This window comes from Simplicispira piscis (assembly GCF_054783455.1).
The window spans coordinates 35,303-48,486 of sequence record NZ_BAAGQN010000027.1; the positions used below are offsets into that span (position 1 = coordinate 35,303).

Genomic DNA, 13,184 nt, shown 5'->3' on the forward strand with positions numbered 1-13,184 from the left:
ATCGCCATGAACCAGCCCCTCCACGCGCCTGCCGCCCCTGCCCTGCCCTTCGCCGCCTTTGCTCCACGCCCTGCAGATCAAGGTCCGTTGCGCGAGGCCATTACAGCGGCCTACCGCACGCCAGAGCCCGAGGCACTGGCCCCTTTGCTGGAGCAAGCTCAACTGCCGCCAGACCTGGACGCCGCCGCCCAGGCACTGGCCTTGCGCATTGCCGGCACACTGCGCCAGCGCAAAAGCTCGGCAGGCCGGGCAGGCATCGTGCAGGGGCTATTGCAGGAATTTGCCCTGTCGTCGCACGAGGGCGTTGCGCTGATGTGCCTGGCCGAAGCGTTGCTGCGCATTCCGGACAAGGCCACGCGCGATGCGCTGATCCGCGACAAGATCAGCAACGGCCAATGGGAGCAGCACCTGGGCAAAAGCCCCTCGCTGTTCGTCAACGCCGCCACCTGGGGCTTGCTACTGACCGGCAAGCTGGTCTCCACGCACAACGAGGGCAGCCTGTCGGCCTCGCTCGGCCGCCTGACGGCCAAGGGCGGCGAGCCGCTGATCCGCAAGGGCGTCGACATGGCCATGCGCATGATGGGCGAGCAGTTCGTCACGGGCGAGACCATTGGCGGAGCACTGGCCAATGCGCGCAAGATGGAGAGCGAAGGTTTCCGCTATTCCTACGACATGCTGGGCGAGGCCGCACTCACCAGCGAGGATGCGCTGCGCTATTACGCCTCGTATGAGCAGGCCATCCACGCCATCGGCAAGGCGTCCAACGGTCGGGGCATTTATGAAGGCCCCGGCATCTCGATCAAGCTCTCGGCTTTGCACCCGCGCTACAGCCGCGCACAGTGGGAGCGCGTGATGAATGAGCTCTACCCGCGCGTGCTGCGTCTGACCGAACTGGCGCGCCAGTACGACATCGGCTTGAATATCGATGCCGAAGAAGCCGACCGGCTCGACATTTCGCTCGATCTACTCGAACGCCTGTGCCATGCCCCCAGCCTGCAGGGCTGGAACGGCATCGGCTTCGTCATCCAGGCCTACCAGAAGCGCTGCCCGCGCGTGATCGATTTTGTGATCGACCTGGCCCGGCGCACACAACGGCGCCTGATGGTTCGGCTGGTCAAGGGTGCGTACTGGGACAGTGAGATCAAGCGCGCCCAGGTCGATGGCCTGGACGACTACCCGGTCTACACGCGCAAGACGCACACCGATGTGTCTTACCTTGCCTGCGCGCGCAAGCTGCTGGCCGCGCCTGAGGCCATTTACCCGCAATTTGCCACGCACAATGCGCAGACGCTGGCCGCCATCTACCACCTGGCCGGCAACAACTACTATGCCGGCCAGTATGAGTTCCAGTGCCTGCACGGCATGGGCGAACCGCTGTACGAGCAGGTGGTAGGCGCCGTCACGGTCGGCAAACTCGGGCGCCCCTGCCGCATTTACGCGCCCGTGGGCACGCACGAAACTCTGCTCGCCTATCTGGTGCGCCGCTTGCTGGAAAACGGCGCCAACACGTCGTTCGTGAACCGCATTGCGGATCATTCCATCGCATTGGACGAACTGGTGCGCAACCCCGTCGTGACAGTACAGCAAGCGGCTGCAGCAGAAGGCGCTTCAGGCCTGCCCCACCCACGTATTCCACTACCCCCGCAGCTCTACGGCACTGAACGCCCCAATTCCCGAGGGCTGGACCTGTCCAGTGAACACGAACTTGCCCGCCTGGCCCCCGCCCTGCAAGACAGTGCCCGCCAGCCCTGGCAGGCAGGCCCTCTGCTGGCGCAAGACGTAGCGCCCGCCCTTGCCGTGCCGGTGCGTAACCCGGCCGACCACCGCGACGTGGTGGGCCAAGTGTGCGAGGCTACCGAAAGCGATGTGGACCATGCCGTGGCCTGGGCCCACCAAGCCGCACCGCAATGGGCCGCCACGCCGCCCGCAGAGCGCGCGGCCACCCTGGCACGCGCGGCAGACTTGCTGGAGCAGCAAACGCCAGCACTGCTGGGCCTGCTGATGCGCGAGGCCGGAAAGACCTGCACCAACGCCATTGCCGAAGTACGCGAAGCGGTGGACTTCCTGCGCTACTACGGCGCCCGGGTGCAGCACAGCTTTGACAATACGACCCACATCCCACTGGGCCCCGTGGCCTGCATCAGCCCCTGGAATTTCCCGTTAGCCATCTTCATGGGCCAGGTAGCTGCAGCGCTGGCCGCAGGCAACACGGTGCTGGCCAAACCGGCAGAACAGACGCCTTTAATTGCGGCCCAGGCAATACGCACCCTGTGGCAGGCCGGCATTCCCCGTGCCGCCGTGCAACTGCTGCCCGGCCAGGGCGAGACGGTAGGCGCACGCCTGGTGGGTGACGATCGCATCATGGGTGTGGTGTTCACCGGTTCAACCGAGGTGGCGCGCATTTTGCAGCGCAGCATTGCGGGCCGGCTCGATACCGCAGGCAACCCCGTGGTGCTGATTGCCGAAACGGGCGGCCAGAACGCCATGATTGTCGATTCCTCGGCCCTGGTGGAGCAGGTGGTGGGCGATGCCGTGGCTTCCGCTTTTGACAGCGCAGGCCAGCGCTGCTCCGCATTGCGCGTGCTGTGCGTGCAAGAGGACGCTGCCGATCGGGTAGTGGCCATGCTGCAAGGCGCCATGGGCGAGCTGCGCCTGGGCAACCCCGACGCCCTGAAGGTCGACGTAGGCCCTGTCATTGACGCGCAGGCGCGCAGCGGCATCCTGGCGCACATTGATGCGCTGCGGGACAAGGGCCATCGTGTGTTCCAGCACCAGGCCCGCACAACGTTCGTGACGGAAAACGGCACTTTTGTACCGCCGACACTGATCGAGATCAGCAGCATCGCCGAACTTGAACGCGAAGTGTTCGGTCCCGTCCTGCACCTGGTGCGCTACGCCCGCAAAGATCTGCCGCGCCTGCTGCAACAGATCAACGCCACCGGCTACGGCCTGACACTGGGTGTGCACACGCGCATCGACGAAACCATCGCCCAGGTGGTGGACCAGGCCCGCGCAGGCAACGTTTATGTAAACCGCAACATGGTGGGCGCCGTGGTGGGTGTGCAGCCGTTTGGCGGCGAAGGTCTTTCAGGCACAGGACCCAAGGCGGGCGGCCCCATGTACCTTCTGCGCATGCTGTCCCGCCACCCCGCCGATGCACTGGCCACCACATTGGCACAAGACGACGCAGCGAGGCCGCGCAACGAAGCGCAGCGCCAGCCCCTGCTCGCCAACCTGCAGCTACTGGAAGACTGGGCACGCAGCCACAAGAACACAGCGCTGGAACACACCTGCCAGCACCTGGCCGCCACCACGCCCAGCGGGGTGCTGCGCACCCTGCCCGGCCCCACCGGCGAGACCAACAGCTACCAGATCCTGCCCCGCGAGCGCGTGCTGTGCCTGGCGAGCCAGGATGGCGATCTGCTGACCCAGCTGGCCTGCGTGCTCGCCACCGGCGGCCAGGCCCTGTGGCCGGTGCAGCACACCGACCTGCATGCCCGCCTGCCCGCCGCGCTGCAGGAGCGCGTGGCACTGGTGGCGCAGTGGCAGGCCGACGGCGTGTGGTTTGATGCCGTGCTGCACCACGGCGACAGCGATGCGCTACGCTCCGCCTGCCGCACCATCGCCATGCGCCCCGGCCCCATCGTGGGTGTGACCGCTCAGCCCGCAGGCGGAACGGAGGTGCCGCTGGAGCGTCTGGTGCTGGAACGCTCACTCAGCGTGAACACGGCGGCGGCCGGCGGCAATGCCAGCCTGATGACCATCGGCTGATCCCCCGCCCAACAGACAAAACAGTCCGGGTGGTCGCATGCAGAAAAAAATAGTGGGAACAACTCCAGTGGCCGACCGTTGAATCAGACAAGGGCCGGCCTACGTCGGTCCCCATCCTTCAACTCTTGGAAATTACCATGCGATCTCCCCGCTTCCTTATCTGGACCCTCGCCATCGCGGCACCAATGGTTTCGTTTGCCGCCCCCCCGCACAGCCCGGATGCCATGGACCGGCACTCGGCTGCGTCACAGGGTGACCTCTACGGCCTGGATTTCGAAGCACGCTTCACGCCCTACCGCGACAGGGTCGCAGTACGGGCCGAAGCCCGGATGGCAGCACCCCATTTCAAGAACGAATCCGCCCCGCCAAGCATGGATACCCCTTCCCGGACCAATCGCGAGGTGGTTCGGACCGAGGCAGCCGCTGCCCAGCGCGCCCGCCAGATTCCTGTTGGTAACCTGGGCTAGACCCACACGGCCGGGACACATGGGCGAGGCGGCCTGTACACAGTAGTCTCATGACCCCGGCTGCGCGCAAAAATATGGAACTTTTGCGCGTCCCGTTCGTTGACACTGGCAAGCACCATGAGATCCTTTCGCCATCTCGATGACGACGACTGCATCGCCCACGCACAGCGGGGCGACCGCGCAGCGTTCTCGGAGCTGGTGGGGCGCTATCAGGACCGCATCTACCGGTTCCTGGTGCGGCTCACGCGCTCCCAGGACGACGCTCTGGAGCTGACCCAGGAAACCTTCCTCCACGCCTACGAAGCGCTGGAGCGCTGGCGCCCCGAGGCGCGCTTCACGACCTGGCTGTTCCAGATCGCGCGCAACCAGGCCTTTGACTGGCTGCGGCGCGGCAAGCGGGTCGAATTCGTGGCGCTGGAAGACGACGACGAGGCCTCCCTGCCCGACCCGGCCCCCGCGCCCGATGCGGCGCTGGAAACCCGGCAGCGCTTTCATGCGCTGGAGCGGGCACTGGCACGCCTGCCCACCGAGCACCGGGAAATCCTGCTGCTGCGGGAGATCGAAGACATGTCCTATGAAGATATCGCGGCCGTGCTGGACATCGGCCTGGGCACCGTGAAATCACGCATCGCCCGGGCCCGCGCCGGACTGCTGGAAAAAATGCCGCGCTGACAGGAGGAAATGCCATGACTTGCCCCGGAACCGAAGAACTGTCCGCCTACGCCGACCACATGCTCACACCGCGCGATCACGCGCAGCTCCAGCAGCACCTGCAGGGCTGCCCTGCGTGCCAGCACCGGCTTGGCGAACTGACGTCACTGCAACACGCACTGCGCGCGCTGCCGTCGCCCACGCTGGGCTTTGACCTCGCCTCCCGCCTGGAAGGCCGCCTGCGCCCCAGGCCACAACACCCACCGACCCGGCACTGGCTGGGCGACTGGGGCGGCTGGCTACCGGCGGGCCTTGCAGCCGGCATGGCGCTGGCCTCGGGCGTCTGGATGGGCGGCCTGCTGCTTGGCGGCGGGGCCGCCAGCACACGCCCGGCCACCATGGCGCGGGTGTTCGATCCGGTGCCGCCAGGCGGGCTGTGCGCCGCCGCTGAACTGTGCCGCCTGACGAAAGGAATGCCATGAACCGCAACCACTGGACCCGCTCTCTGCTGGCCATCTCCCTGTCGCTCAATCTGGGCATCGCTGGCGCCCTGCTCTGGCAATCATCCAGGCCCCGGCCGCAGACCGACCCGGCGCATCCAGCACCCCTGAACCTGCAGGACCACCTGGCGCTGAACGCCGAGCAGCGCGCGCGCTGGCAGGCACTGGAGCCAGACTTTCTGCAGGCACTGGCGGCCAACTGGCAGGCCATCCGCCAGCACCGCGAGGCGCTGGTCCGGCATATCTTTGCCGCCACACCCGACCGTACCGCCATCGACGCAGAGCAGGCTGCCATCGCTCGCCTGCAGGGTGCCCAGCAGCAACATGTCATCGCGCAGCTGCTGGCTGAACGCGCCCTGCTGGACGAACACCAGCGCACGCGCCTGATGGAGTTACTGCTCAACCGCTACGCCCAGGAAAGCACGGAGGAAGAACAGCTGCACCGGGACTGAAGCGGCGGTCCTGCAGCCCGCGGCAGCCATACAGAGAAAAAAGATGCAAAGAAAATGGAACATTTTCGAAGGCGGCTCGTTGAAACCAGCAAGGCCCCGCAATCGCGAGGCCCCAGTTTCCATCTACCCTCACGGAGTCCCCATGAAATCACCCATCGCCCTGATGCTCGCCGTTGCCCTTTCGTCCCCCCTGGCCGCGCTGGCCGCTACCGACGCCCATGACCACGGCAAGTCCGCCCCCCACAAGCTCGAACTGAATGCGGGCAAGAAGTGGGGCACCGACGACGCGCTGCGCCAGGCCATGTCGACCATCCACCAAACGGTTTCGCAGACGCTGCCCACGGCCCATTCAGGCAAGGCAAAGGTTGCCGATTACGAAGCCTTTGGCAAGGACGTCACAGCGCAAATCACCTATATCGTGGAGAACTGCAAACTCGACCCCAAGGCCGATGAGCAACTTCACATCATCGTGGCAGACATGATGAGCGGCGTGGAAGCCGCCGAGGGCAAGGAAGGCGAGAAGAAACGCGCTGCGGGAGTCGTCAAGGTTGCCCAGGCCGCCAATGCATACGGCAAGCACTTCGATCATGCAGGCTGGAAGGCGATCAAGGTGCCGCACTGAAGGGCAGGTTGAACTGGAAAGAGCGGTGGAACTTACGCTCCCCGCTCGTTGGAATCGTCAATCCCAAAAACCGAGGTACGCACCATGTTCATTGTCATTATTGATTTCCCACCGATCCAGCCGGGCAAGGATGCCGAGTTTCGTGAGTGGTTTATCCAGACCAACGATGAGTTTGGAAAACATGAAGGATTCATTAGCCGACGACTCTTGAACCCCCTCAAAGGCGGCAACTATGCAGCCATCGTGGAGCATGAGAGCCATGAAACTTTCATGAAAATGCACAGCACCCCCGCCCATGCCCAAGCCAGTGAGCGTGTTGCACCCCTTTTTGATGGCCGCCGGACGCCTCAGTTCTACGATGTGATCATTGGCTGAAAAACCGCACCCTGCCTTGCTAAAGCGTGTGTGTCACCATCTTGAATTCTGGATCATCGGCATAAGCCTTGATCGAGAAACCCAGGTTGCGCATAAGCTTGAGCATCTCTGGGTTGTTCGCCAGCACCAATCCTTCGATTTCAGCAAGCCCCTTGTCACGGGCGACATCCATGATGCTGAGCATCAGCCGTGAGCCCAGGCCTTTGCCACTGAAATCATCCGCGACCACCAAGGCAAACTCACAGCTGGAATGATCGGGGTTGGTGATGTAGCGTGACACGCCAACAATGCGTTCGGTTTCGACGATTTCGCCATCCGGCCCTGCCTTGCGTTCCTTGAAGATGGCCACCAAAGCCATCTCACGGTCGTAGTCGATCAGGGTAAAGCGGGCCAGCATCATCGGCGGGAGCTGCGCCATGGATGAGATGAAGCGGAAATAGCGGCTCTCTGGCGAGAGGTTCTGTACCAGCGTCTGAAGCATCTGTGCATCGTCCGGCCGGATAGGGCGCACCGTGTATTCACCACCGCCGCGCAGCGGCCAGATCTGCTCGTAGCGCGCGGGATACGGCAGGATGGCCAAGTGGCCATACTGGCCGACACTGCCATTGCCGGAATGCGGGGTATGGTCGATCACAATGCGGGCGTCCACCGCCACGGCGCCTGACTCATCCACGATGATGGGGTTGATGTCCATCTCGCGCAGCTGAGGCAGCTGGCACACCATTTCTGACACACGCAGCAAAATTTGCTCCAGCGCCTCATGGTCTGCGGCCGTGGCACCGCGCCACTCTCCCAGCGTTTCGGCAACGCGCGAACGCTCGATCAAACGGCGCGCCAGAAACTGGTTGAGGGGCGGCAGTTCCATGGCACGGTCATTGATGAGCTCGATCATCGTGCCCCCGGCACCAAAGGTAATGACTGGACCAAAAGGATCATCCGTCACCAACCCAATGCACACTTCACGCCCCCGTCGTGCGCGCACCATGTTCTGCACGGTGACGCCATTGATGCGGGCATGGGGTTGCAGGCGCGCTACGCGCGCCACCATATCGGTATAGGTATCACGCGCGCTTGCGCCGTCTATTACGTTCAAGGCCACGCCCTGCACATCCGACTTGTGACTGATGTCGGGCGAGTCGATCTTGAGCGCCACCGGAAAACCCAGTTGCGTGGCGATCATCATGGCTTCGTGCGCGCTGCGCGCCAGAATGGTTTTGGTGACGGGTATGTGGAATGCCGCCAGCAGCGTCTTGGATTCCATCTCGGTGAGCACCTTGCGGCGCTCGGCCAACACACTCTCGATGACCAAACGCGCACCCTTGATATCCGGTTTGGCAAGGGCCGAGAGCGGTGGCGGCGTTTGCTGCAGCAGTTGCTGGTTCTGGTGGAAGGCGGCGATGTTGCCAAAAGCGCCAACCGCCGCCTCAGGGGTACGAAAACTCGGAATAGAGGCTTCAAGCAAGATGCCCCGGGCCGGGACCACGGTGGCGTCACCCATCCAGCAGGTCAGTAGCGGCTTGGTCATCTGGCGTTTGACTTCGGCCAACACGCGCGCCACGTCTGAAGGGTCCACACCGGACTTGGGTGAATGGATGGCCAGCACACCGTCAATCTGCCGGTCTTTGGAAGCGGCTTCAACGGCGATGCGGTAATGCTCGGCAGTGGCATCCTCCGACACATCAATCAAATCCGACAAGGAGGCCAGTTCTGGCAATTGCGGCTTGAGTGCAGCAACTGATTCTGGCGAGAGCTTGCCCAAATCCAGAAAAATCTCGTTCACCCAGTCGGCCGCGAGGACACCGGGGCCGCCGCCATTCGTGACGATGGCCAGCCGCCGCCCCACAGGACGGTAGCGCGATGCCAGGCACTTGGCCGCAGAAAACAGCGCCACGAAGGACCGCACCCGCACAGCACCCGCCCGCCGCAAGGCGGCATCGAACACATCATCACTGCCCACGATGGTGCCGCTGTGGGTCTGCGCGGCTTCATTGCCCGCCGGCTTGCGCCCAGCCTTGAGCACCACCACGGGCTTGGCATTGGCTGCCGACCGCAGAGCGCTCATGAAAGCACGGGCGCTGGTAATGCCCTCCATGTACACCACAATGCTGTGGGTTTGGGGGTCATTGGCCAGGAAATCCAGCACCTGCGCAATATCAATATCGGTGTTCGGTCCCAGCGACACCACGGAAGAAAACCCCACGGCATTGTTGCGCGCCCAATCCAGGATGGACGCTGTGAGCGCCCCCGATTGCGACACCAGTGCCAGTGAGCCGGTTCTGGCCAACGGCCCCGCAGCACTGGCATTGAGTTGCAAGGCCGGCCGCTGCAGCCCCAGGCTGTTGGGCCCCAGGAGGTACATGCCCTCGCGGTGGGCAATCTTTTTCAGTTGTGTGGCCAGGTCGGGGCCAATGCCACTCGAAACAATCATCGCCGCCCGGCAGGCCATGCGTCCCGCCACTTCCAGTGCCGCCGCCACATCGGCCGCAGGCAGTGCGATGACCGCCAAATCGGCGCGTGTCTGAACCAGATCGGCCAAGGAGCCCGTCGTTTTTTGCAGATCCACAAAGACCAGACGTCCCGTATAACGCTGCGCTCTCAACGCTTCATGCAGCGCTTTGGCCTGAGAAGTCAAATGGGCGTCGTCTTCGCAATCTCCGGCAAAGACAGCAACAGTTTCGGGAGAGAAAAGAGGGGTGAGGTAATGCTTTTCCATGATTTTCTCCGACAGCCGTATCAACGCACATCCGGCCTAGCTCCCTGCAGACTACAGGACACGGGCGCAACTTGCGCAGAAATGAAAACGGGCTACAGCATTTCTACTGTAACCCGTTGTCTTCTTTATATTTGGTCGGCGTGAAAGGATTCGAACCTTCGACCCCTTGCACCCCATGCAAGTGCGCTACCAGGCTGCGCCACACGCCGACAAGCCTGTGATTATAGGCCGAAAATTATGCGTCCAACGAAAGAAGCGCCCGAATTTCAAACAACTCTTTCTGAACAGCTTCCCAGCTCTGCAATCGACCCGTCAAAACCTCTTCGGGTGACGGGTCCATGGGCAACGCTGTATCGGCTTGCATCTCCAGGGCAGGTCGCTGCGCATGGTGTGAATCCTGTAGTTGGTTGCGGGCGCCACTGATGGTGAACCCCTGGTCGTACAGCAAATCCCGGATGCGGCGGATCATCAACACCTCGTGGTGCTGGTAGTAGCGGCGGTTTCCACGCCGTTTCATGGGGCGCAACTGGGTAAATTCCTGCTCCCAATAGCGCAGCACATGGGGTTTGACGCCGCAAAGCTCGGCCACTTCACCAATAGTGAAATAGCGCTTGGCCGGAATGGAAGGAAGCAGCGTGCCCATGAATTCAGATCAGAAACAATGCAGCGACGGAAAACCCTTAAGCCTACTGCAGACGCACGTTAAACGCCACCCGGCTGCAGCAAATGAGCCACAACAACGGGGCCCGGCCCCCATCACTCAGGAGCGCCCTGGATCTGCTCCTTGAGCTTGCTGCTGGCATGGAAGGTGACAACGCGGCGCGCGCCAATGGGAATGGCTTCCCCCGTGCGCGGATTGCGGCCAGGGCGAGGCGCCTTGGTACGAATCTGGAAATTGCCAAACCCCGACAGTTTGACGTCCTCACCCTCCACCAGGCTTTGCGCGATCAGGTCAAAGAAGGCATCCACCATGTCCTTGGACTCGCGCTTATTGAGCCCGATGTGGTCAAACAACAGGTCCGCAAGCTGCGCCTTGGTCAGGGCCGGCGTTTCGAGGCTCTCTACCGCAAATTCGATCACGTCACTGCTCCATTCCTGTTTTACACGCGCAGTCTTGCGCCGACTTGCTCTACCAGGCGGGCCAACACCGCTTGCATGGCTGCATCGATTTCAGCGTCCGTCAGGTTGGCGTCCCCGCCCAACGTCAAGCGCACTGCAAGGCTCTTTTCGCCTGCTGTCAGGCTGTTGGCTCCTTCGGCAGCGCCTTCATGCTTGGCGGGCTTGGGCCGATAGACATCGAAAAGCACGGCATTGCGCAACAGGGTGCCCGGCAATGCCGCCCGAATGGACGCCATGATATCGGCATGGGTCACCTGCTCGGCGACCACCACCGCCAGGTCGCGCTCGACCGACTGGTGCTTGGAAACCGGCTTGAACCGCGGCACCACGCGCCCCTGCACGGCGTTCAGGTCCAGTTCAAACAGCACGGGAACCTGGGCCAGCTCCCACGACTGGCGCCACTGCGGGTGCAACTCGCCGACAAAGCCGATGGCTTCGCCATCGAGCAGCACGCGGGCGCAGCGACCCGGGTGCATTGCAGGGTGTGCGGCCACTTCAAACTGCGGCTGCAAGGGTGCCAGCAAGGCTTCGATATCGCCCTTGACGTCGTAGAAGTCGACCGCCTGCTCCTTGCGCCCCCACTGCAGCCTATCGGCCGGGCCGCACGCCAGACCGGCAACGCGCATGGGCTGGTCGAACCCCTCCACCGTCGTATCGGTGTTTTCCACGGACGAATCACGCAGAAACACGCGGCCCATCTCAAACACACGCACACGCTCGGTGCGGCGATCGAGATTGAACTTCAGCACCTGCAGCAGCGAACCCAGCAGCGTCGAGCGCATGACACCCATCTGGCTGGCAATCGGGTTGAGCAGCTTGATCGGGTTGGGATTGCCTGCCAGCCCATGCTCCCAGCGCTCCTCGACAAAGCTGAAATTGATGGTTTCCTGGTAACCCAAGCCGGCCAGCTGGCGCCGCACCGCAAACGGGCCGCGCCGGTTTTCAGCCTGCAACTTGGGGGTGATCGGGGCCAGCGGCGGGGTGGTGGGCAGCTGGTTGTAGCCCACCATGCGTGCAACTTCTTCGATCAGGTCTTCTTCGATCGCAATGTCGAAACGGTACGAGGGCGGCACCACCGTGACCGTCGCATCGCCCAGCAACACGGACAATCCCAGGCGCTGGAGTGCGTCGGCGCACTGCGCCTGGGTGAGTGGCATGCCAATCACCTTGGCAGCGCGCGCTACGCGCAGCGTGACGGGCTGTGGAACAGGCATCCCTGCCTGCTGGTCCACCACGGGGCCGCAAACGGTTTCGGGTGTACCGCAGATCTCAAGGATGAGTTGCGTGATGCGCTCGATGTGTTCCACGGTGAGCTGTGGATCAACACCACGCTCGAAACGGTGACCGGCATCGGTCGAAAAATTGAACCGGCGCGAACGCCCGGCCACGGCGCGAGGCCACCAGAAAGCGGCTTCCACATAGATATTGCGCGTGTCATCCGACACGGCAGTGGCGTCACCGCCCATGATGCCGGCGAGCGATTCAACCTGGGCTTGGTCGGCAATCACCCCGACCTTTTCATCGAGCTCAACCGTGTTGCCGTTGAGCAGCTTGAGCTGTTCGCCCGTGCGGCCCCAGCGCACCTCCAGGCCGCCATGGATCTTGTCGAGGTCGAAGATGTGCGAGGGACGGCCCAGCTCGAACATCACGTAGTTGGAGATGTCCACCAACGCCGTCACGCTGCGCTGGCCACAGCGGGCCAGACGGTCCACCATCCACTGCGGGGTCTTGGCCTGGGTGTTGACGTTGCGCACGATGCGACCGGAGAAGCGCCCGCACAGGTCGGGTGCGCTGATTTTTACGGCCAGCTGGTCGTCCAGCGCCACAGCGGCGGCGGGGAACGTGGGCGTCTTCAAGGGTGCGCCGGTCAGGGCAGCCACTTCACGCGCCACGCCATAGACGCTCAGGCAATGCGCCAGGTTGGGAGTGAGCTTGAGCGTGAACAGCGTGTCGTCCAGATTCAAGTATTCGCGGATGTCCTGGCCCAGCGGGGCGTCCTGTGCCAGTTCCAGCAGGCCGCCGTGGTCTTCGGAGAGCTTGAGCTCGCGCGCCGAGCACAGCATGCCCTGGCTCTCCACACCGCGCAGCTTGCCAACCTTGATGAGGAAGGGCTTGCCATCCTCGCCGGGCGGCAGCTCGGCGCCCACCATGGCGCAAGGCACGCGGATGCCCACGCGCGCATTGGGCGCGCCGCAGACGATGTTGAGCAGCTCGCCCTGGCCCACGTCCACCTGGCACACGCGCAGGCGGTCGGCGTTGGGATGCTGCAGGGCAGCCTTGATCTCGCCCACGACAATTTTCGTGAACGGCGGCGCCACGGGTTGCAGCTCTTCAACCTCCAGCCCTGCCATGGTCAGGGTGTCGGCCAGTTCTTGGGTTGTGAGCGGCGGGTTGCAGAATTCGCGCAACCAGGATTCAGGAAATTGCATAGTCAGACTTCTTTGGCGTGCTCTTAAAAAATGAGCTGCTTGCGCTTATCAGGTATAGGTTTGATCAACAAAACAAATTGAAAAT

General features: G+C 63.2%; 11 protein-coding genes and 1 tRNA gene. 7 read left to right on the forward strand and 5 right to left on the reverse strand.

Going from position 1 to position 13,184, the window contains the following annotated elements; all coding sequences use genetic code 11:
• Window positions 1–6: 6 nt before the first annotated feature.
• The 7 genes from putA to ACYVOC_RS17015 all read left to right on the forward strand — a co-directional run bounded on the left by putA (window position 7) and on the right by ACYVOC_RS17015 (window position 6,838).
• Window positions 7–3,771, forward strand: a complete 3,765-nt coding sequence (gene putA, locus ACYVOC_RS16985) for a trifunctional transcriptional regulator/proline dehydrogenase/L-glutamate gamma-semialdehyde dehydrogenase (RefSeq protein ID WP_461162556.1) — start codon at window positions 7–9, stop codon at window positions 3,769–3,771.
• A gap of 137 nt (window positions 3,772–3,908) precedes the next feature.
• Complete coding sequence (locus ACYVOC_RS16990) at window positions 3,909–4,238, forward strand: hypothetical protein (RefSeq protein ID WP_233521073.1); 330 nt, start codon at window positions 3,909–3,911, stop codon at window positions 4,236–4,238.
• A 117-nt stretch (window positions 4,239–4,355) separates the two neighbouring features.
• A complete protein-coding gene (locus ACYVOC_RS16995) occupies window positions 4,356–4,910 on the forward strand; it encodes a sigma-70 family RNA polymerase sigma factor (RefSeq protein WP_461162557.1) in 555 nt (184 codons plus the stop codon).
• 14 nt (window positions 4,911–4,924) lie between these two features.
• Window positions 4,925–5,371, forward strand: a complete 447-nt coding sequence (locus tag ACYVOC_RS17000) for an anti-sigma factor family protein (protein ID WP_461162558.1) — start codon at window positions 4,925–4,927, stop codon at window positions 5,369–5,371.
• On the forward strand, window positions 5,368–5,841 hold the full coding sequence (locus ACYVOC_RS17005; RefSeq protein ID WP_461162559.1) for a Spy/CpxP family protein refolding chaperone: 474 nt from the start codon (window positions 5,368–5,370) through the stop codon (window positions 5,839–5,841). The genes ACYVOC_RS17000 and ACYVOC_RS17005 overlap by 4 nt, the downstream gene beginning before the upstream one ends.
• 142 nt (window positions 5,842–5,983) lie before the next feature.
• Entirely contained in the window at window positions 5,984–6,463 is a 480-nt protein-coding gene (locus ACYVOC_RS17010; RefSeq protein WP_116003291.1) for a hypothetical protein, read from the forward strand.
• A gap of 84 nt (window positions 6,464–6,547) precedes the next feature.
• Window positions 6,548–6,838: an antibiotic biosynthesis monooxygenase family protein gene (locus ACYVOC_RS17015; protein ID WP_461162560.1), complete on the forward strand. Its 291-nt coding sequence runs from the start codon at window positions 6,548–6,550 to the stop codon at window positions 6,836–6,838.
• A gap of 19 nt (window positions 6,839–6,857) precedes the next feature.
• Here ACYVOC_RS17015 and ACYVOC_RS17020 read toward each other — a convergent pair whose 3' ends face one another.
• The 5 genes from ACYVOC_RS17020 to pheT all read right to left on the reverse strand — a co-directional run bounded on the left by ACYVOC_RS17020 (window position 6,858) and on the right by pheT (window position 13,099).
• On the reverse strand, window positions 6,858–9,551 hold the full coding sequence (locus ACYVOC_RS17020) for a bifunctional acetate--CoA ligase family protein/GNAT family N-acetyltransferase (protein WP_461162561.1): 2,694 nt from the start codon (window positions 9,549–9,551) through the stop codon (window positions 6,858–6,860).
• A 132-nt stretch (window positions 9,552–9,683) separates the two neighbouring features.
• A tRNA-Pro gene (locus ACYVOC_RS17025) sits at window positions 9,684–9,760 on the reverse strand.
• Between the two features lie 26 nt (window positions 9,761–9,786).
• Window positions 9,787–10,194 carry a MerR family transcriptional regulator gene (locus tag ACYVOC_RS17030; RefSeq protein ID WP_461162562.1) on the reverse strand — a complete coding sequence of 136 codons (408 nt, stop codon included), beginning with the start codon at window positions 10,192–10,194 and terminating at the stop codon, window positions 9,787–9,789.
• A 113-nt stretch (window positions 10,195–10,307) separates the two neighbouring features.
• Window positions 10,308–10,631 carry an integration host factor subunit alpha gene (locus ACYVOC_RS17035; RefSeq protein WP_116003288.1) on the reverse strand — a complete coding sequence of 108 codons (324 nt, stop codon included), beginning with the start codon at window positions 10,629–10,631 and terminating at the stop codon, window positions 10,308–10,310.
• A 20-nt stretch (window positions 10,632–10,651) separates the two neighbouring features.
• A complete protein-coding gene (gene pheT / locus ACYVOC_RS17040) occupies window positions 10,652–13,099 on the reverse strand; it encodes a phenylalanine--tRNA ligase subunit beta (protein WP_461162563.1) in 2,448 nt (815 codons plus the stop codon).
• Between the last annotated feature and the right edge of the window lie 85 nt (window positions 13,100–13,184).

What these genes read in the sequence shown, in the direction of transcription:
- ACYVOC_RS16995 (WP_461162557.1), top strand. Translation starts at nt 4,356, where the DNA reads ATGAGATCCTTTCGCCATCTCGATGACGACGACTGCATCGCCCACGCA.
- ACYVOC_RS17030 (WP_461162562.1), bottom strand. Translation starts at nt 10,194, where the DNA reads ATGGGCACGCTGCTTCCTTCCATTCCGGCCAAGCGCTATTTCACTATT.
- ACYVOC_RS17015 (WP_461162560.1), top strand. Translation starts at nt 6,548, where the DNA reads ATGTTCATTGTCATTATTGATTTCCCACCGATCCAGCCGGGCAAGGAT.
- pheT (WP_461162563.1), bottom strand. Translation starts at nt 13,099, where the DNA reads ATGCAATTTCCTGAATCCTGGTTGCGCGAATTCTGCAACCCGCCGCTC.
- ACYVOC_RS17010 (WP_116003291.1), top strand. Translation starts at nt 5,984, where the DNA reads ATGAAATCACCCATCGCCCTGATGCTCGCCGTTGCCCTTTCGTCCCCC.
- putA (WP_461162556.1), top strand. Translation starts at nt 7, where the DNA reads ATGAACCAGCCCCTCCACGCGCCTGCCGCCCCTGCCCTGCCCTTCGCC.
- ACYVOC_RS17005 (WP_461162559.1), top strand. Translation starts at nt 5,368, where the DNA reads ATGAACCGCAACCACTGGACCCGCTCTCTGCTGGCCATCTCCCTGTCG.
- ACYVOC_RS17000 (WP_461162558.1), top strand. Translation starts at nt 4,925, where the DNA reads ATGACTTGCCCCGGAACCGAAGAACTGTCCGCCTACGCCGACCACATG.
- ACYVOC_RS16990 (WP_233521073.1), top strand. Translation starts at nt 3,909, where the DNA reads ATGCGATCTCCCCGCTTCCTTATCTGGACCCTCGCCATCGCGGCACCA.
- ACYVOC_RS17020 (WP_461162561.1), bottom strand. Translation starts at nt 9,551, where the DNA reads ATGGAAAAGCATTACCTCACCCCTCTTTTCTCTCCCGAAACTGTTGCT.